Genomic DNA, 18852 nt, shown 5'->3' on the forward strand with positions numbered 1-18852 from the left:
GCGTTCTCCTTTGATAATGTGGCTTGAAGTAGGATTGCCTACTCCAAGCTCATTATTATTATTTCTTAAGTTAATTATAACAATCTTTTCATCTCGTCTGCAATAATTTCAGCTTTGGTACCGACAACAATTTGTACATTTTTATTGTTAGGTCGTATAACGCCTGATGCACCAAGTGTTTTGACCATATCTTCAGATACGACACTGCTGTCTTTTAACGTTAATCTTAGTCTGGTAATACAAGCATCTACTTCTACCACATTACCTTTACCACCTATGGCAAGGAGATACTCAGCGGCTAATCCTGATAGTCCTTTTTCTTCGATCAAATCAGCAACGCCTTCACCGGATTCATCAACACGTCCCGGTGTAGATAGGTCAAATTTTCTAATTGCAAAAACAAAGATTAGATAGTAAACCACACCAAAGCCTAAACCTACAAAGATTAATAATACTGGCTTTGAAGCCAAGTTAAAGTTGATGATATAGTCAAAGAGGCCGGCTGAGAATCCAAATCCGTGTAAAATACCTAGCATATTGGTAATAACCAAAGCAACACCTGTTAGCACAGCATGGATAAAGTACAATCCAGGTGCCAAGAATAGAAACATAAATTCAATAGGTTCTGTGATACCTGTTAGAAAAGCTGTTAATGCCACACTAAAAAGCGCACCACCGACTGACGTTTTATACTCTTTTTTAGCCGTTGTATACATCGCAAGGGCTGCTGCTGGTAAACCAAACATCATAACCGGGAAGAAACCTGTCATAAATACGCCCGCTGTTGGGTCTCCTGCTAAGAATCTGAACAAATCGCCTCGAATGACTTCTCCCGCTGCATTGGTGAATTCGCCATGAGTAAACCAGAATATGGTGTTGAGTACATGGTGTAAGCCTGTAGGAATTAATAATCGGTTTAAGAAGCCGTATAAAAATTGACCAATAGCACCGGAATTAACGATCAAGTTACCGAAGGTATCTAATCCGTTTTGTATGAAGGGCCATACGTACCCAAAAACCAAACCTAAAAAAATGGATGCAACTGACGTAATAATGGGGACAAAACGTTTGCCGCCAAAGAAACCAAGAAATTCAGGTAATTGTATATCATGAAACTTATTATACAACATGCCTGCCATTATACCTACCACGATACCTACAAATACGCCGGCATTAACATCCGGATTGATAACCGTGTAGACATTGGTGGTCACATAATAACCGACAGCGCCTGCAAGTGCTGCTGCACCGTGATTGCCTTTTGCCAGACCAAAAGCGATACCAATGGCAAACAAGATTGCCAAGTTATCAAAGACGCCGGCACCTGCTTTTAAAATAATATCTGCAAACATACCTTCAATACCTGGGACCCCCGCACCAAGTCTAAGCAGTATGGCTGCAATTGGTAGAACTGCAATTGGTGTCATGAGTGCCTTCCCTAACTTTTGGAACTTTCCGAAAACATTTGTAAACATAAATCTTCCTCCTTCATGATTTGGAATTTGTATTATAAAAAAAAGCATAAACTAATCAATCTTAAGGATTGAATTAGCTTATGCCTGATTTTCTCAGTAACACGCTATTATATGTTTTATATGGTTACAACTCTGCTTTATTACTTATTCTTGCAATATGTATGGCCATGTATCCGACTTCATCATCCGATATCTTAATCGATAGCTCTCTTTCAACGGTTGTTCTAATCTTAGCTGCAATTATGTATGCGTTTGCAAATTCAACCTTAATGCTTTCCAGTAGAGGATTCTTAATCGTCTGCCCAAGTCTAGCGCGTTCAATACTGCCTTTGATATGACTCACCAGTCGTTGATAAGTAAAAGAATCCATGTCTACTTTGTAATCTAGGGCCGCTTCAATGTTGTCAATGACGGTCTTAATTAGCCTTGTGTTTTTCATGATTTCTTTGACTTCCTTGTTCTCCCTTGCAGCATTAAGATGGAGGGCTATGAAACCGACTTCATCTTCTGTAATATCAATGCCAATCTTTTTTAGAATCATGCTTTGCGCTCTAAGTCCAATCTCAAATTCATCTTGATAGATGCCTTTGATTTCCATTAGAAAGGGATTTTGTATCACCATCTGGCTTTTTAGTCGCTCTATTGCAAAGGCAATGTGGTCTGTTAGTACCGGATAAACACGGTGGCTGAGCTTGCCAAGCTTCTCTTCTGCATAAATAATAATCTCCGTACAGACTTCCATTATATTTGAATCAATACTTTCAGCTAAGGCAATATAATCCTTCATCGTCTTTTGATCGTAGGTAATAAAGACTTTATCAATGGCTTCTTGTGGTATATCCACTTGCTGCCCCGGCTTTACACCAAAACCGATGCCCTTACCAATCAATACGGTTTCAGCCTTGTTTTTGTCATCTTGAACCCATATGACATTATTATTCATGATTTTTAGTATTTCACATTTCATAGTTCACCAACTTAAAAGGCATAAGCCAAAATTATTCCTTTTGGTTTATGCCTGATCAAACAGTAACACACCTTATTGCTTTGTATAGTTATCCTACCATGGTCTTATAATATCTGTCAATAGTTTTTACCAAAAAAAGCTTCTAAAGGCATATTTACTTGTGCAACATTACGAATATTTGCGTTATCCTTTGAAATTAGAAGTAAACAACCCTGCTATGCTGGCCATTGCTTCTCCTTCATCGTCACCATCGGTAACAAACGTAAGAAGTTCACCTTTTCCGGCACCCACACTCATCAAAGATAAGATGCTCTTAGGTTGATACACATTGGTTTTATCACTACCTTTGTAGAGCTTAATATTACACTTATATTTCATAGTAGCTTTTGCCAACATACTGGCAGGTCTTGCATGTAAGCCTTCTTCTGTCTCAAGTACAAATTTCTTTTCAATCATAACTGATTTCTCCTTTTTCTTGGCATCATTGTCCTTAGTTCCGATACGCTCAGATATCGGGTTATTAGGTTCAAATATGATATGAAAGGCATAAGCCTATCAATCCTAAAGATTGGTGGCTCATGCCTGAAGAAATCAGTAACACGCCAAAGGGTATAAACTATAAAAGGCATAAACCTAATATTTTTTGGTTTATGCCTGATCAAACAGTAACACGCCTTCTATGGATTTATATTAGCATGGCAATCCAAAATCTGTCAACTAAGAAAAATCAATGCTATAAGCACAATCAAAATTTTTACCAGTATCTAAGGCTATTATACCGGATTTGTCGCTGAAATCACCGATAAAATCTTCATAGTCACAGTGACCAAACCATGGCTCAATACAGACAAAAGGTGCACCGGTTGGCTTTGACCACAGACCTAATAAAGGAAATCCTTCAAAGTCCATAGTAATCTTATGGTCATTTTTATTACTTTTTAGACTAATCTTCTTAGAATTTAAGTCCTCAAAAATAAGGGCATCTCGTTTAAAAAGCTCAGGACTTAAAAGTATCTTATTCTCAGACTTCAAAAAAGGTATTTTATCATGAAGCATGTAACCTCCATCATTAATGGGTAGTACAGGACACGTCTCATCCCTGTCAAACTCAAAATAGTAGTCTTCCATCACTTCTCCCGGCAATAAGGGACAGTTGAAGCCGGGATGGGCACCGATTGAAAAGTAGATGGTTTGATCATCTAGATTTTCCACACTATAGCTGATTTTTAGACTTGCGTCTTTTAGTTCATAGATGATCTTCAGCTTGAATTTATATGGGTATATTTCTAAGGATGTTTCATCCCATTTCAATGATAGGATTACTTTACTATCCTCTTTTTCTATGACCTCAAAAATCCTATCCCTCGCAAATCCATGTTGGCCGAGCTGATAGCTTTTCTCCCCAATTCTATATTGATTATTCTTAACTTTCCCAACAATGGGAAACAAAATTGGCGCATGCCGACCCCAATAGTTCGAATCTCCAGTCCATATGAATTCGATGTTATCATCACAACGCATCACACTTACAAGTTCCCCACCCTGTTCTAATATCTTAACTTTTAATTTTTCATTATGAAGTAATATCGCCATCTAACCCTCCTATATTCGACAAACCTTTGATCAAACGATCTAATAATTTGTTATAATGATCCAATCTTTCAATTCTATGTTTTTGCAAAACCAAAATCTCATTATACACCTGAATTAAAGTCTCATAATCCTTTTCCTCCCTGGCTTTCCTTATTCTATTATCGTAGGCTACAATTCTACCTAAAAAAGCGTTGGATCCCTCTTGATAGGTCCTGATCTCTTGAATGGAATTTTTAATGAGTGTCAACTGTTCAGGTGTTAGGCTATCTAGGTTGGATTGTACACGTCTTAGATGTTGCTGCACAACATAGGTCTTTTCTCTAGATGACCTAATGCCCTCCTTGACTATCATACGGCTTCGACTAACTTCTCTTGACGTCATTACAACGGCTGAACGGATTCGATTTTCTCTTGGTCTTAACTGGTTTTGAGCGACGATTGTCGTACTTGATATCAACATGACCATGATCATCATTAAAATAGTTTTTCTCATATCAATCGCCTCCTTCATCAAATAGGTTGTCATCGGATAAGTCATCTTCCTCGACTGCATCCAGTTTTGTTAAAACATCTTCTAACAATGCATCCAGTTCTTTTAGCATTAATGCACGCTCATCAATTTCTTCCAGATTCTCTGACTTAGCTACAATAACGGTCTCTGCTTTTTCATCTATTACTTCATCTGAAGAGCTCTCGACGACCTCTTCTACTTCATCCGAAGTCTTTGTTGACGGCGCTTCAATCTCATCCTTGTTTTCATCTAATTCTGAATCTTCTTCTATTGTCTCGGTTGTCTCTTCAGGTTCTATTGACTCAGTCGGTTCTATTGCTTTCTGAACATCTATAGGTGTCGCCTCGTCTATAGTTAAATCCTGCTCTGGCACATTCATGACTTTTGTAACCTGCCGTTCCTTACACCCTGCCATGAGGAGCAAAGTAATACCAAGCAGTAACAACAGATTTATAATGTTTTTTTTCATCCTTTGACCTCCTGTCTCAAGGGTGGTAACTTCACTGTTACGATTGTACCTTTCTTGTAGGTACTTGTGATGTCTATGGTACCATGGTGCAAATCAACCAGTCTTTTGACAATACTAAGACCAAGACCACTGCCTTCTTGCTGAGTTATGGTATTTTTTATTCTATAGTATTTTTGAAAAACCTTTTCTAGTTCATCTTTTTTGATGCCAAACCCATTGTCTTCAATACGAATACAAAGTTGTTCTTCTTCTTCAAAGCACGACAAGGCTATATGAACAGAATCCCCTGAGTACTTTATAGCATTACTAATGAGATTGGAGAGAATCTGGCGCAACTGTTTTTCATCAGCATATAAGGTTGTATGATCCTCACAGCTAAGTGAGAACGTTATATGCTTTCCAATGTTGACTTTTGCAAGCCTAATCATCTCTTCCAAAATGGGCTTAAGCTTAAAAAAAGAAGGGTTCAAGTAGAATTCCATGTCTTTGTTCCTCGTTTTGGTCACAATTTCTTTGGTTAAGAGGGTCAGACGTTTGGTTTCTCTGTATATGATTTCTAGGGATTCATCCAGCTCATCTTTATCCAGTAAGCCATCATGTATGGCTTCTAGGTAACCGGATACGACCGTTAAAGGCGTTTTTATTTCATGAGAAATCATCCCGATAAAGGCTTTTTTATCTTCGTCAATCCGATTAAGTTCTGATTTCATATAGTTAAAAGAGTCTATTAATGCATTCAGCTCTTCGTATTCTGTTTTAGTGATATCCTCTAGAATTTCCCCATTGGCTATAGCCAGAGCACTATTGCTGATGTCTTCAATGGGTTTTGTCATTTTTTTTGCACTCATGTATAAAACACCACTTACAATGGCTATGAAGCATATGGATACAGAGGCAATCACCATTAGCATGACTCGGATATTTTTCACTACTGTGCTAATAGGTGTAAAGATAACAACAACCCCTTCAATCTGCCCGTCATTAACAATCGGTCGTCCATAGAAAATCATCTGGGTATCAAAGGTTGCAGTATAGGTGCTTTTTCTAAAGACCTCATTACCCTTTAGTATAATCTTCAGGTCTTCATATAGATAATGATCCAGATCACTGTTGGCAAAATCTAAATCTCTCAAGTTTTGAATATTGTTTTCATGAATGTTGAGAATATACAGCTTAGATTTGGACACATATGCCATCGCATCCATATAATCTTGAAGCTTTAATGCTTCGATTTTCCCTTTTGTGCTATCTAAATAAAGACTTTCTGTTTTTTGAGTAATCTCTCTAAGACGCTGTTTCTCCAATTCATAAACCTGAGTCGAATACAACAGGGTAAGGATACCTGTTAGTATAACTATCAGGCCAATGAATATGGTCAAATTCGTAATCAGAAGTCTAGAAAAAATACTCTTATTCAACGTTGGCCTCCTCGTAGGATTATATATGTTTGAGGTCTTCTATTCCTTACAATTTATTATAGCATCTGTGAGCAATTTTTGCTTCACAGATGCTATTTTTTTAGAATATGTCGTTTAAGGTATCTAACTTGAACTGATCAAATTCTATATGTGCCAATAGATAATCATAGAGTTGTGTCAGTAAAGTGTTACATAGGTCGGCATCTTCTGCTTCAATGGCAGCCCTAAGTTCTGCTTTTAGAACATCTGCTTCAGCTTTTAGTATTTCATAAGCTGCTTTTTCTTCGGCTATGGCTTCTTGAAATTCATCAAATAAAGCTTTAAATCCTTCTTTTCTCTCAAGCATATAGGTTCTTATCATTTCTCTTGCTTCTTGGGTGGTGATTGTTTCTGCTTCTAGCTTTTCTTCAATCTCAGCTTTGAGCGCTTCAAGACCTGCGTTGGTTTCATCCATATAGTCTTCTGCGATAGCGGTTCTGGTCTCCATCAATTCGGTATGAATCGCTTTATGCTCTTCAAAAGCCGCTTCATAGTCTGCCAATAACTCAGGTGCATATAGTTGGATTACTTCGAGATGTCGGGTAATGACTGCCTCACGTTTTTCTAAACGTGCTTCCCATCTGGTTGCCGCTTGATCTAATCGTCTGACTTGATTTTCTTCACGTTTTTCGAAGAAATTATCATACCGCTGGGTGGCATTTTCTTTATTTTTTACTGTTTCTCCCATGAAAGCGGTCGTACTTCTATTTTGACCTTGGTTCATGTTTGGATTGCCACCTCTTTGACCACTTGCATTGACCACGAGGCTTGAATTTACGATGAGTAGGATGGTTAATAGTACCACTAATTTTTTCATTTGTATCACTCCTTGTCTAATTGATAGGTTCATTTTACACCTATAAGTACGTAAAACAGACGTAGAAATGTATGAAATGTGTATGATTTGTTGTGACTGACTGTAAAAAGGGTTATTATAGTTGTAGTGATATTGTAGTGATCTGTATCTATAATAAATACGGTGTTGATGAATATTCTGATATAAATATACGCTACGAGGAGGTTCGATTATGAAACATATATTTACCGTTGATGACGACAAAGAAATTCGTCTTCTTATAAAAAAATATCTTGAAAAAGAGGACTATAAGGTGACGGATTTTTCTGATCCTACCCATGTTCTATCTGAAATAGACCGACTGTCTCCTGACTTAATTATCTTAGATATTATGATGCCCGGCATTGATGGTATCGAACTGTGTAAAAAAATTCGAAAGTCTTATGATATTCCAATTATCTTCCTATCTGCAAGAGGTGAAGAAATTGATCGCATCATCGGACTTGAAGTCGGCGGTGATGACTATTTACCAAAACCCTTCAGCCCTAGAGAGTTATTGGCCAGAATTAAAAATATCTTCAGGAGACTGGATAATAACCCTACTGATGGGCATAACAGCCCAGAACTCTATATCATTAAGAACACAACCTTGTCTGTAACCAATCGTTATGTCAAGGTTAATGATACCGACCTTAATCTGACGGTTAAAGAGTTTGATATTCTTTGTCTGTTCATGGAAAACCCTCTTATGGCTTTTAGCCGAAACCATATTCTGGAAAAGGTCTGGGGCTATGAGCATGATGGCGAGAGCCGCCTGGTCGATGATGTTATCAAGCGTCTTCGAAAAAAACTCTCTACCGCTTCCAGTGAAGTGGATATTATTACGGTTTGGGGCTATGGTTATAAAATAGAGTAAATCACATCAATCTGTCTTCGCTTGGTCAAATATCGCCATTTTCCCCGAATTGCCACCACCACCCATGCTACCCAGATCTTCAATAGACAAATGATCTGCTTGAATCAGTTTCTCTTTTGCCGTTTCTTGAGTTGTATTTGTTGATGGAATAGCGCCTTCAAGCTGTCCAAGGATACTCTCACTTCGAAGTGTCCCTAGATTCGTTAGTGTATCTATTGCCTGCTTATATTCTTCGTAGGTACAAAAAGCAGACGGGTCCTTTTCCACATACACACCAATTAGTTGATCAAGTGTTTCAATCTTTTTTGCCCATTGACCCTGCTTTAAATAATCTGAAACAATTGTTTCCAAATATTCATGATACGTTGCTTTATAAGTCTCCTGACTTAATAAGATATTAAAAAGAGGACGTTCTTCCATGGTGACACCACTTACAGGCGTGTCGATAGGAAAATTAACAACCTCTGTCATACTGTTGGATGAGAACCCACCAAAAGCCAAATTATAGTCCCAGGGTAAAATAGTAAGCTTCCCATCATTTTCGTAAATGTAATAGTTTTGTGCCATATTAGAACTATAACTATCTAGATTCACTACTACTGTATGGGCCGCCATATATCTTAGTATGACATCTACATCCCAGTATTTTTCCAGTTCCTCGCCCTCTTGCAAATGCTTCAATGCCTCTATGACCTTTTTCTGATCACTTTCTCCAATTTTTCCCACGCCATTTTCAAATATTGCAGCATAGCTGGTCATTAAATCATCTGTGTACTTAAGGTCACCACCGGTATTCCCATTATTACCCATACCCATGCCTCTTCCTACTATACCTTCTCTTCCTTCAACGCCTTCACCCCTCTTCGGTATAAATTCATCTGAAACGACCCCTTCTCGAGTTCGTGCATCCTGCATACCCGGATTCATAACAACAGCAGAACCACTTGAAGATGTATTACCTTGAGGTCTTTGGGCTTGATTGGCATCCATGTGATTACTGCCTATGTCCATGGATTTGACATTATATAGATTGCCACTGGTATTCCCATAAACACGGCTTTGATAACTATCATCATATAATTCTACAGCAAGATAAAAACCCCATGTTTCGCCATTGACGGAAACGTCTGTAAACCCGTACAAGGGCGTATCCACTTCCATATAGGCCATGATGTCATAAGATAAATATTCCTTCATATAGCTGTTATCACCAATCATATTATTCATGACCATGGTATCAAGGCCCATAAATGTTTGACCTTTAATATACTGATCAAATTTAAGCCTAAAACTGAATCTGTCAGAGGTATCATCTCTAGCGACTTGTGATAGACTTGAGTTGCCTTTTGGGCGTATGCCTACATTTTTTATTTCTTTTCCGTTAATCACCACATCGACCATGATATAGGTTTCTGCCGTCGCATTCTCAAGCATCGTCGACCAAGCCGTTGGGTCAGCAATGATATCTAGACTGATGACGTCACCGTTAAAAACAAAATCTGCATAATCCATAGTCACACTTTCGCTACTTGTAGTATCAAAAGCGTAACCAATCAGTAATGTGCTTATTCCAAGAGCCATCACTGTAGCCATCATGACAATCCAGTGTATGTATTTACTTTTTATCACAAAAATGCCTCCCCTCTATAAATATTCACCGTTGTAACTCACCAATATAGCGTTTTCTACGTTGTTAATTAACAAGAGTTCATTGACGAGACTGGCATTCATATCCAACAATCGTACTTCTACTGTTAACTCAATACCATTTCTAGACACTGTTTTTGCTTTCATCAAATGTTTCTTGGTTTTAGATTTGATAAGAGACAAGACTTCTGTCTCTGCCATATCTTCCAAACAATTGACCACGATTAGATAAGGTGTATCTGTGCTTTTTCGATTTACAAAAATCAAAAGCACGATACTGATAAATATGGAACCAATAATACCAAGGGGTATAAGACCGGCTCCTGTTACAATACCAATTGAAATGGACCAGAATAAAAAAGCAATATCCAGTGATTCTTTGACAGCTGTTCTAAAGCGTACTATGGACAGAGCACCCACCATACCAAGGGATAAAATAATATTTGATGTCACCGCTAAAATGATAAGGGTGGTAATTAAGGTCATCGCAATAAGAGATACCCCAAAAGATGCTGAGTACATAACACCTGTAAAGGTCATCTTATAAACATAAAAAATCATTAGACCTAAACATAGAGATACAACCATAGCAAGGGCTATATCCGTGAGTGAAAAGGTTGCTGCTTTTTCTAAAAAACTGCTTTTAAAAATATCCTGAAATGTCATATATATTCTCCTTTAATTCTGCAAATGGCGTATTTTGAAAAAGCCACTGTTTGTCTGTTAGGAATCTGTGTTGCTGTTGCCATAACTTGTGGTAAAAAATGATCATATTTGACCTCAAGAATGATGTCCTGGATGATGGCTTTTCCGATAAACGTCGGATTTAGAAATTGCTGGATCTGGTCGCTCCCTCTTATGTTAGAGTCTATGGTGATGCGAACATTACCTGCTGAATATATAAAAGCTCTTCTGGTATAATCCACAATGCTTTTTGGGCTCAGTTGCTGACTACGCATCTTTGCGTATAGCTCTTTATGCAAATCCATAGAACTTTCCTTTAAAAAATCTATTTTCCCTTCTAGTAAATACCTGCACTGATCCCCTGTTAAGGGTGCAGATGTTTTGTGGCAAAGTCCTCTATATTTGCTCTTTTTTTCAAGTTTAATATAAGACAAGTCCTCACCATAATAGCGTATTCTAAATTTTTCCCTTGAAGGTACACCATTCACCTTTTCCATCAACGCCTTATCGTAAAGGTTATCAAAGTAAAGGCTCCTGACTTGATAGGTGCCATCTGTTCCTCCATGACTATCTGCTTTTGCAACATGACTGAGTCTTGAAATCAAACCAATGACATCAAACGTATTAATAGAATGCTTCAATTCATGACGGTATTTTCGATTATGCATATTACCGCTCCTTTCTTCGTTATGAACCCATTCTAAAACAAAAACCTTAACCAAACCTTAACTTAAATATTCTAGCTTTTAAGGTTGATTCAAGGTTTGTATTCTAAAATATGATATACTTATTGAATAATTATGTGAAAGGAGAGGAGCCTTAACATGCGCATTCTAATTATTGAAGACGAAGTACCTCTTGCTGAGGCACTGTTGCAGATTCTCAAGAAAAATAATTATTCCGTTGACATGGTCCATGACGGCGAAGCCGGCCTTGACTATAGCTTGAGCAATATTTATGATGTCATCTTGCTGGATATCATGTTACCAAAAATGGACGGATTAACCCTTCTTAAGCATCTAAGAAAAGAAAGCATTCACACGCCTGTACTCCTTCTAACAGCTCGAGGTGAGATTTCACAACGGGTTGAAGGCCTTGATAGCGGTGCTGATGATTATCTTGTCAAACCTTTTGCTTCTGAAGAGCTTCTTGCTAGAATACGTGTCCTTTCTCGTAGAAAGGGTGATGTTCCAATAGATGATGGTCTATCTTATGGAGATCTCAAGTTAAATCCAAGCACGCTAAAACTAACCAAGGACCACCTTGAAATCAAAATGACCTTAAGAGAGTATGAATTACTTGAGCTTCTTATCCTTAGGAAAGGTATGGTAACTTCTAAAGAAAGCATTCTTGAAAAACTTTGGGGTTTTGATACAGAAGCTGAGCACAATCATGTTGAAGTCTATATTTCTTTCCTAAGAAAAAAACTGAACTTTATCGGTTCAACTGTATCCATCCACACTTTACGGGGTGTTGGTTATACTTTGGAGGTGCATTGAATGTTTGAAAAACTAAGAACCCGACTGATTTTAATGAATCTTCTCATCATTACCATATTAATAATCAGTGGCTTTTCGGCGATTTTTATCTTCACTTATAACGATATAAACAGTCGTATTGATATGGAATTACATCGCATTGCTGATTTTCAAGAATTTGGCAATAGCCGTTCATCTTCCCAACCTAATAGACCCAATCCCTCAATCTTAGAACCGAATCGATCCCTTTCTTTTGTTCTTTTTGTTAATGATCAATGGCAATTACTTCGTGCTACCAGTTTTTTTGAAGCAGAAGAAAATTTCTATGATACTGCTATAGAAGCTTTCTTAAAAGAGCGTCCTTCTAAAGTCATCGAATTTGATGGTAGCAAATGGTCTTATTTGGTGAAGTCCAATAACATGGGTTATCACTTGGTCTTTTTAGATGTCACCAGTCAATACGCCATGCTTACAAGATTAATCTATACTTTTTTAGTTGCAATGGCCATTATGCTACTTTTTATTTTCCTCATTAGCCGCTTTTTAACAGACAGATCCATACGTCCTGTAAAAGAGGCTTATGAAAAACAAAAACAGTTTGTCGGCGATGCATCCCATGAACTTAAGACACCACTTGCAGTTATAAATACTAATGTTGACGTACTCCTTGCCAACCATGCATCAAGTATTGCCGATTATTCGAAATGGCTTAAGAATATACAATTCGAGACGGATCGGATGGATCATCTGGTTCATGACTTGCTGTTTCTGACTCAGATGGACCAAGTCAATCCGGATCTCATCTACAGTGTTTTTGACCTAAGTTACACTATTGAAAACGCACTTTTATCGATGGAAGCAATATTGTACGAAAAAGGACTCAAACTGAATCATCAGCTTGAGCCCTCAATGAAAATAAATGGTAATCACCAACAAATCTATCAAGTGATTATGATTTTACTGGATAACGCCATCAAATATACTTCTGAAAAAGGTAGCATTCATTTAAACTTACAAAGGCATAGTCAACATGCTATTTTCACCATCACCAATACCGGTGAGGGTATACCTAAAGAGCATATTAACAGAATTTTTGACCGTTTTTACCGCGTAGATGCCTCTAGGACACGGTCAAGTGGGGGGTACGGTCTTGGTCTTGCTATCGCAAAATCCATAATCGAACAACATCGTGGTAAGATTTCAGTATCAAGTATCCCTAATGAGAGTACTACTTTTATGATAAAACTTAACACACTTTAAAGCACTTAATGAGTCTAGAGTTCCTTAATCACGCAGCGATTTTTACCGGCTACTTTTGCAGCATACATAGCCTGATCTGCCTCTCTAACCATATTTTCAAGGGTCAAATCCTCATACGCAACTGCATGGGCTATACCAATGCTGACCGTAACGTAACCTGTTTTTGTTTTGATGTTTTCTATTTTTAGATTTTCAATGGAAGCTCTTATACGCTCGGCTCTATCTAGCACTTGTTCTTTTGTTAAGTGGGTTATTGCCACAACAAACTCTTCTCCACCATAACGAGCGAGTAGGTCTGTTTTTCTATTTAAAGAATTTTGCATAGACTTTGCAATCTGAATCAGACAATTGTCACCTTCAACATGACCATAAGTATCATTAAAAATCTTAAAATCATCTATATCAAGCATTATAATGGTAAATGACAATGCGCTACGGTTGGCCAACTCAAACATGAAGCTGCCACTCTCGTCAAACTTTCTACGATTGCCGATATGTAATAGTTGATCCGTGTAGGATAAGTCTTTTAGAATTTGATTCTTCTCTTCAAGCTCCTTTGTTCGCGTTGCCACTTCTTCTTCGAGGATTTCTACATGATGTATAATTTTTTGTCCCATGCTATTGAAGCTATTCTTTAATTCATAAATCTCATTTTTATGATGATCCATATCCAACTTAACATAAATGCCTTGCTCAAGTTTCTTAGTTGCATCATTAAGTTTGATAATAGGCATTACAATACGTTTGACACTAACCACTGTCCCTGCAATAAACAATGCTGTGATGAAAGCTACTAAAAGAAGGGTCCAAGCTAAAGTTGTTCTTAGATCTTCTAAAAAATCATCTTTCATCAAAGCGATATAGATATTCCAATCTAAGTTCTCATATGTATAGGACATTTTGGTCACCATATAGGATTTACTATGAATGCTTAAGTCTTCTTCAAAAGATTGATCTGCTGATAAGATAGTCCTGATTACCGAATTATCCACATCATGAATGGATACATTGACAGACTTGTCGTCGACTAATTTAAAAATCTCATCATCTGTGGTTGTTGCCACAAGTTGTTCGTCCTGATCTACGATAAATACCAGACCGTTATTTCCAATAGGTAATTCTCTAAGAGATTCACCTAGCCATGTTAGCAATACATCAACGCCAAAAACGCCAACCAGTTCATCTTTTTCATAATATGGAAGACTTGCTGTAATCGTTGGCTCCTTAAACAAAAAATGGCTGTAGATTGAGCTAAAAACAACACCCTCAGATGACTCTGCACTTGTGTACCAAGGTCTAATTCTAGGGTCAAAATTCTCAAATACCTGAGTCAAGCTGTCAGCACTACCATAGGCATCAATACGATAGTATTCAGAATGGCCGGAGGTGGATGCATTATTACGACCAATATCTATGGTGCCATCAATATTACGTCTTGCACCGTAAAATTCACCACTTGGCAGTCCAACGTAAGACATGGTAACATTGGGATAATGCTTCACCATCATCGAAAAGAAACGTTCTCGGTTTTGGGGATCTTGGGTATTGAGTAAATTATTTTTCATGGCATCATGAGATATACGCGAAAGTTGCGTTGCTTCACCTAGGCGCGTGTTAAGTTCTCTATCTAACATAATCAACATCTCGCCTTGAAGTTCATTTAAGACTTGATTCACCATTTTTTGACTTTGAGTAATCAGTATACCCGCCATCAAAACCATGGTGCATAAAAAACTGATTATAAACGGTCGAAGCAAATCTCCTCTTATAGATTGTTTCCTGTTTGAAAATGGTAATTTCATAAGTCGTCTCCCTCTTTACGTCAAATGTTAGTACCTTATTGTTGGGTGAAAAAGTTGGTTAACCATAAGTATACGCCTACACACTATTCCTGTCTATTATATTATCTTCTCCTAAAGTAGGACGAATGCGGATACGGACAAGTGTACCTTGGCCAACATGTGATGATAAAGTTAAACCATAATCTTGACCATAATAAAGCTTTACCCTCTGATCTACGTTTTGTATACCTACACCACCGAGTCTTACCTCCTGCGGTTTGGTAGTTATCTTGGGATTCTGCATGTCAAAACCACAACCATTATCCTGGACTTCAAGTAAGATATCTTCTCCTTGTCTAAAAACACGTATGTCAATATGACCCGATGTGTCTTGTTTTCTTATACCGTGATAAATGGCATTCTCAACAATGGGCTGCAGAATAATCTTGGGAATGACAATCTCTGAAAGCCCTTCTTCTTCGTATATCGTATAACTTAACTGATTACCATAGCGTTCCTTCTGAATAAAAAGGTATTGTCGTACATGATCGACTTCACCTGCTATGGTCGTTGTTTCACTACCACCACTTAGGGATAATCTAAAAAACCTTGCCAAAGCTTTGGTAATCTCCACCACTTTATCCCCATCTCCAAATTCACCCATCCAAACAATGGTATCCAAGGTATTATATAAAAAATGAGGATTAATCTGACTATGGAGGACATTGAGCTCATAAGATCTTATGGATTTTTCTTGTTGGGCGATGTCGGTCATTAAAGCTTTGATTTTTACAATCATGTCATTATAATGGCTTGCTAAGCTCTGAGCTTCATAACAACCCTGTTCATCAATCGTTATCGCTTTTAAACCGCCCTCAATATCATTCATGGCTTCTTCAAGTTTATTGATTGGGTTCGTTATACGACCGGCAATGAAGGTAGCGCTAATCACCAATATACCTAAACCTACCAAGCCCACTAAAAAAATGGTTTCAATCAGCTGCTGCCTTATCGCTGATAAACCATCTAAAGATGCTAATCCTACAAGGGTCCAGTCAGAATCTCTCAAGCTATATTGATATATGAGCCGATTCATCCCCGGGTCATAGCCTTGAGTCATAGCACTTATCTCTATTAAATTATTTCTTTTGTCTTCATCTTCAAAATACCTGGTGTCTTCATGATAGACCACTTCATTTTGACTATTCAAAATAAAGGCATAACCCTCCATGCCTAGATTAATATCTTTCAAATAATCCTCAATAACGCTGTATTTAAAATCAATGACTAAAACACCTAAATTTTCTCCATTACGATCTTTGATTTCTCTACTTAATGAAATGACCCAGTGCATCTTGTCCATGTTAAATCCTTGCATTCTAGCAGATGTTAGGGTAGGCATAGTCCCTGAATCTATTGCAGATAGGTACCAAGGTTCTTTCATCATATCATCTGACATACTCATGTCTAGGCTAGATTCGTTGGAGATGAGCTGGCCCTCTTTACCGACAACGATGATCGATAGAATGGATTGGTCACCTTCTCTAACTGTGTCTATCAGACGGTTAATGTCCTGTGCCTCGTTGGGTAAAGGTTTTTGAACAGACAGATATCTTATGGTTGAAGGATTCTCTGCTATAATCTTAGTCAGATCCTTCATTTTATCGATATAGGCTTCTATGGCACTACCGCTTTTGTCTACAGCCATTCTTGTACTGTTTAATGTCTCGCTAAGTACAATGCCGGAAATACTGTAATACAAAATAAAGCCAATCAGAACAACCGTTACCAGACTGGCAATAAAATAGAAAAAAGCAATTTGTACTTGAAGTCTCTTGAAAAACTGTTGCTTGAACATGCTAATCCCCTACTTTCTCTCTGTACTGATTGGGGCTATAACCAAATCTTTTCTTAAATGCTGCACTAAAATAATTGGGATCCGTTAAACCTACGGCCTCACTGATTTCATAGTTTTTCATCTGGCTACTCAGTAATAAGAGCTTAGCTTGATCCAATCTTTTGGTTAAGACATATTCTTTAAAAGTTATTCCGAAGATTTTCTTAAAAAGCCCACTTAGATAACCCATACTTAGACCCAGTTCATCTGCAAGGAAGCTTAGTGAAAAATCTGCTTTGTTCATATGCCTTTCCAGTAATTCCAAGATCTGCTCTTTATAACCTGTTTCATCATTGATCTCATTGTCTTTTTCTAACCGAAGGACAAGACCTTCTACAGCCTCATTTTTCTGACTGCTTTTGACCCGTTCAACCAACTTTTCAAGGAGTTGGGCTATATCTTTTTTGGATACAGGTTTTAGAATATAATCATCGACACCTACTTTGATGCCTTGTCTTGCATAGTCAAAATAATCATACCCGGTAATAATAGCTATCTTCACGCTTGGCTTTATAAGCTTAATACGTTCTGCAAACTCAAGACCATTCATTCTAGGCATATTGATATCCGCTAGAACAATATCCGGTTGCTCTCTAATAAAAATCTCAAGGCCGGTTTCACCATTGGCTGCCTCTAACATATCTGTAATACCCACGGCCTTAAGATCGACTAATTTTTTGATACCCATTCTGATAATGGGTTCATCATCCACAATCAACAACTTCATACGCTCACCCAATCCACTTTTAGATGCTAATCCTCAAGTTTTCATATCTATGATTTATTTTACCATATTCATATAGTCGGCGTAACCTTCTTCTTCCATTTTTTCATAGGGCACAAACCGAAGTGCCGCACTATTTAAGCAGTATCTTAATCCACCTTTATCTGCAGGACCATCCGGAAAAACATGTCCGAGATGACTATCACCAATGGTACTTCTTACATCAACTCTTTTGGTGAACAAGGTATTGTCCTCTTTAAAAACAACGGCATTCTCTGAAATAGGTACAAAAAAGCTGGGCCATCCGGTACCGGATTCGTATTTTGCTGCTGATGAGAATAGGGGCTCACCTGTAACGATGTCGACATAAATTCCGGCATCATGATTGTCCCAGTAAGTATTGTCAAATGCAGGCTCTGTTCCGTTTTCTTGTGTTACTTTGTATTGTAAGGGTGTAAGCATGGCTTCTATCTCCTCTTCGGTTGGTTTTTCATAGTTCATAGTTTTCATCTCCAATTCATCAAAATCAATGTGACAATAACCATCCGGATTCTTTTCCAAATAGTCCTGGTGATAGGTCTCTGCCAAGTAATAACCTTTTAGAGGTAATACTTCCGTCACGATTGGTTCTGTATAACGTTCCTGTTCCCTCTCAATCACCGCAGCAATAACATCTAGATCTTCTTCTTTGGTGTAGTAAATACCACTCCTATAAGATTCACCAATATCATTACCTTGTTTATTAAGGGATGTAGGATCCACTACTCTAAAGAAGGCGTCTAATAACTCTTCTAGAGTAACTTTACTGGTGTCGTAAGTAACATGTACCGTTTCTGCATGACCAGAACCGTCTAGGACATCTTCATAACTTGGGTTCTCTGTGTCTCCATTGGCATAACCGGACGTAACATCATAGACCCCATATATACGTGCCATATAAGCTTCAACGCCCCAGAAACAACCTCCGGCAAGCCATATCTCATCCAATTGATCCATATCAAATTCAACTTCTAGGTTAGGATTAGCGGGAAATGGACTATCCGGTGGCGGAACCAGTTTAGAAGATACTGTACCTTCAATGATACCCTCTTGACCGGCACTTTTCATTGTACTTATTTTATTTATGTCTGATCCACTACAAGCTGTAAAAATGAGCAATGCGGTTAAAATCAATACTATTGCTTTTGTAATCATCAT

At 37.9% G+C, this 18852-nt stretch carries 18 protein-coding genes; 3 read left to right on the forward strand and 15 right to left on the reverse strand.

Annotation, left to right across the window (positions count from 1 at the left end; translation table 11 throughout):
* Positions 1 to 74 precede the first annotated feature (74 nt).
* The 8 genes from nagE to PATL70BA_RS08150 all read right to left on the reverse strand — a co-directional run bounded on the left by nagE (position 75) and on the right by PATL70BA_RS08150 (position 7289).
* Positions 75 to 1475, reverse strand: a complete 1401-nt coding sequence (nagE, locus tag PATL70BA_RS08115) for an N-acetylglucosamine-specific PTS transporter subunit IIBC (protein WP_125136903.1) — start codon at positions 1473 to 1475, stop codon at positions 75 to 77.
* A gap of 124 nt (positions 1476 to 1599) precedes the next feature.
* Positions 1600 to 2442, reverse strand: coding sequence for a PRD domain-containing protein (locus PATL70BA_RS08120; protein WP_125136904.1), 843 nt, complete (start codon positions 2440 to 2442; stop codon positions 1600 to 1602).
* Positions 2443 to 2625: 183 nt separating this feature from the next.
* Complete coding sequence (locus PATL70BA_RS08125) at positions 2626 to 2898, reverse strand: HPr family phosphocarrier protein (protein WP_125136905.1); 273 nt, start codon at positions 2896 to 2898, stop codon at positions 2626 to 2628.
* Between the two features lie 261 nt (positions 2899 to 3159).
* Positions 3160 to 4035, reverse strand: coding sequence for an aldose 1-epimerase family protein (locus tag PATL70BA_RS08130; protein ID WP_125136906.1), 876 nt, complete (start codon positions 4033 to 4035; stop codon positions 3160 to 3162).
* Positions 4016 to 4528 (reverse strand): hypothetical protein, encoded by a 513-nt coding sequence (locus PATL70BA_RS08135; protein ID WP_125136907.1) that lies wholly within the window; start codon positions 4526 to 4528, stop codon positions 4016 to 4018. The genes PATL70BA_RS08130 and PATL70BA_RS08135 overlap by 20 nt, the downstream gene beginning before the upstream one ends.
* 1 nt (position 4529) lies before the next feature.
* Positions 4530 to 5015, reverse strand: coding sequence for a hypothetical protein (locus PATL70BA_RS08140; RefSeq protein WP_125136908.1), 486 nt, complete (start codon positions 5013 to 5015; stop codon positions 4530 to 4532).
* Entirely contained in the window at positions 5012 to 6433 is a 1422-nt protein-coding gene (locus tag PATL70BA_RS08145; protein ID WP_125136909.1) for a HAMP domain-containing sensor histidine kinase, read from the reverse strand. Before PATL70BA_RS08145 ends, PATL70BA_RS08140 begins: the two co-directional genes overlap by 4 nt.
* Before the next feature lie 100 nt (positions 6434 to 6533).
* Positions 6534 to 7289, reverse strand: coding sequence for a hypothetical protein (locus PATL70BA_RS08150; protein WP_125136910.1), 756 nt, complete (start codon positions 7287 to 7289; stop codon positions 6534 to 6536).
* Positions 7290 to 7500: 211 nt separating this feature from the next.
* Here PATL70BA_RS08150 and PATL70BA_RS08155 point away from each other — a divergent pair, with 211 nt between their 5' ends.
* Entirely contained in the window at positions 7501 to 8184 is a 684-nt protein-coding gene (locus PATL70BA_RS08155) for a response regulator transcription factor (RefSeq protein WP_125136911.1), read from the forward strand.
* Between the two features lie 6 nt (positions 8185 to 8190).
* On the opposite strand, the gene PATL70BA_RS08160 is transcribed toward PATL70BA_RS08155, so the two are convergent.
* Genes PATL70BA_RS08160 through PATL70BA_RS08170 form a run of 3 tightly spaced genes read right to left on the reverse strand, consistent with a single transcriptional unit; the run spans position 8191 to position 11183 of the window.
* Positions 8191 to 9813, reverse strand: a complete 1623-nt coding sequence (locus tag PATL70BA_RS08160; RefSeq protein ID WP_125136912.1) for a CotH kinase family protein — start codon at positions 9811 to 9813, stop codon at positions 8191 to 8193.
* Positions 9814 to 9828: 15 nt separating this feature from the next.
* Entirely contained in the window at positions 9829 to 10497 is a 669-nt protein-coding gene (locus tag PATL70BA_RS08165; RefSeq protein ID WP_125136913.1) for a DUF4956 domain-containing protein, read from the reverse strand.
* On the reverse strand, positions 10494 to 11183 hold the full coding sequence (locus PATL70BA_RS08170) for a polyphosphate polymerase domain-containing protein (protein WP_125136914.1): 690 nt from the start codon (positions 11181 to 11183) through the stop codon (positions 10494 to 10496). The genes PATL70BA_RS08165 and PATL70BA_RS08170 overlap by 4 nt, the downstream gene beginning before the upstream one ends.
* A gap of 156 nt (positions 11184 to 11339) precedes the next feature.
* Here PATL70BA_RS08170 and PATL70BA_RS08175 point away from each other — a divergent pair, with 156 nt between their 5' ends.
* Positions 11340 to 12014, forward strand: a complete 675-nt coding sequence (locus tag PATL70BA_RS08175) for a response regulator transcription factor (RefSeq protein WP_125136915.1) — start codon at positions 11340 to 11342, stop codon at positions 12012 to 12014.
* The gene (locus PATL70BA_RS08180) at positions 12015 to 13253 is read left to right on the forward strand and encodes a sensor histidine kinase (protein ID WP_125136916.1); all 1239 of its coding nucleotides are present in this window, start codon (positions 12015 to 12017) and stop codon (positions 13251 to 13253) included.
* Positions 13254 to 13267: 14 nt separating this feature from the next.
* Here the strand turns inward: PATL70BA_RS08180 and PATL70BA_RS08185 are convergent, their stop codons facing one another.
* The 4 genes from PATL70BA_RS08185 to msrB form a co-directional block, all read right to left on the reverse strand.
* Positions 13268 to 15055, reverse strand: a complete 1788-nt coding sequence (locus PATL70BA_RS08185; RefSeq protein ID WP_125136917.1) for a diguanylate cyclase — start codon at positions 15053 to 15055, stop codon at positions 13268 to 13270.
* A 76-nt stretch (positions 15056 to 15131) separates the two neighbouring features.
* A complete protein-coding gene (locus PATL70BA_RS08190) occupies positions 15132 to 16892 on the reverse strand; it encodes a sensor histidine kinase (RefSeq protein WP_125136918.1) in 1761 nt (586 codons plus the stop codon).
* A 1-nt stretch (position 16893) separates the two neighbouring features.
* The gene (locus tag PATL70BA_RS08195; RefSeq protein ID WP_125136919.1) at positions 16894 to 17658 is read right to left on the reverse strand and encodes a response regulator transcription factor; all 765 of its coding nucleotides are present in this window, start codon (positions 17656 to 17658) and stop codon (positions 16894 to 16896) included.
* Between the two features lie 54 nt (positions 17659 to 17712).
* Complete coding sequence (msrB, locus tag PATL70BA_RS08200; RefSeq protein ID WP_243115995.1) at positions 17713 to 18852, reverse strand: peptide-methionine (R)-S-oxide reductase MsrB; 1140 nt, start codon at positions 18850 to 18852, stop codon at positions 17713 to 17715.

Source organism: Petrocella atlantisensis (assembly GCF_900538275.1).
Lineage (GTDB): Bacteria > Bacillota > Clostridia > Lachnospirales > Vallitaleaceae > Petrocella > Petrocella atlantisensis.

What these genes read in the sequence shown, in the direction of transcription:
- nagE (WP_125136903.1), bottom strand. Translation starts at nt 1,475, where the DNA reads ATGTTTACAAATGTTTTCGGAAAGTTCCAAAAGTTAGGGAAGGCACTC.
- PATL70BA_RS08120 (WP_125136904.1), bottom strand. Translation starts at nt 2,442, where the DNA reads ATGAAATGTGAAATACTAAAAATCATGAATAATAATGTCATATGGGTT.
- PATL70BA_RS08125 (WP_125136905.1), bottom strand. Translation starts at nt 2,898, where the DNA reads ATGATTGAAAAGAAATTTGTACTTGAGACAGAAGAAGGCTTACATGCA.
- PATL70BA_RS08130 (WP_125136906.1), bottom strand. Translation starts at nt 4,035, where the DNA reads ATGGCGATATTACTTCATAATGAAAAATTAAAAGTTAAGATATTAGAA.
- PATL70BA_RS08135 (WP_125136907.1), bottom strand. Translation starts at nt 4,528, where the DNA reads ATGAGAAAAACTATTTTAATGATGATCATGGTCATGTTGATATCAAGT.
- PATL70BA_RS08140 (WP_125136908.1), bottom strand. Translation starts at nt 5,015, where the DNA reads ATGAAAAAAAACATTATAAATCTGTTGTTACTGCTTGGTATTACTTTG.
- PATL70BA_RS08150 (WP_125136910.1), bottom strand. Translation starts at nt 7,289, where the DNA reads ATGAAAAAATTAGTGGTACTATTAACCATCCTACTCATCGTAAATTCA.
- PATL70BA_RS08155 (WP_125136911.1), top strand. Translation starts at nt 7,501, where the DNA reads ATGAAACATATATTTACCGTTGATGACGACAAAGAAATTCGTCTTCTT.
- PATL70BA_RS08165 (WP_125136913.1), bottom strand. Translation starts at nt 10,497, where the DNA reads ATGACATTTCAGGATATTTTTAAAAGCAGTTTTTTAGAAAAAGCAGCA.
- PATL70BA_RS08170 (WP_125136914.1), bottom strand. Translation starts at nt 11,183, where the DNA reads ATGCATAATCGAAAATACCGTCATGAATTGAAGCATTCTATTAATACG.
- PATL70BA_RS08175 (WP_125136915.1), top strand. Translation starts at nt 11,340, where the DNA reads ATGCGCATTCTAATTATTGAAGACGAAGTACCTCTTGCTGAGGCACTG.
- PATL70BA_RS08180 (WP_125136916.1), top strand. Translation starts at nt 12,015, where the DNA reads ATGTTTGAAAAACTAAGAACCCGACTGATTTTAATGAATCTTCTCATC.
- PATL70BA_RS08185 (WP_125136917.1), bottom strand. Translation starts at nt 15,055, where the DNA reads ATGAAATTACCATTTTCAAACAGGAAACAATCTATAAGAGGAGATTTG.
- PATL70BA_RS08190 (WP_125136918.1), bottom strand. Translation starts at nt 16,892, where the DNA reads ATGTTCAAGCAACAGTTTTTCAAGAGACTTCAAGTACAAATTGCTTTT.
- PATL70BA_RS08195 (WP_125136919.1), bottom strand. Translation starts at nt 17,658, where the DNA reads ATGAAGTTGTTGATTGTGGATGATGAACCCATTATCAGAATGGGTATC.
- msrB (WP_243115995.1), bottom strand. Translation starts at nt 18,852, where the DNA reads ATGATGATTACAAAAGCAATAGTATTGATTTTAACCGCATTGCTCATT.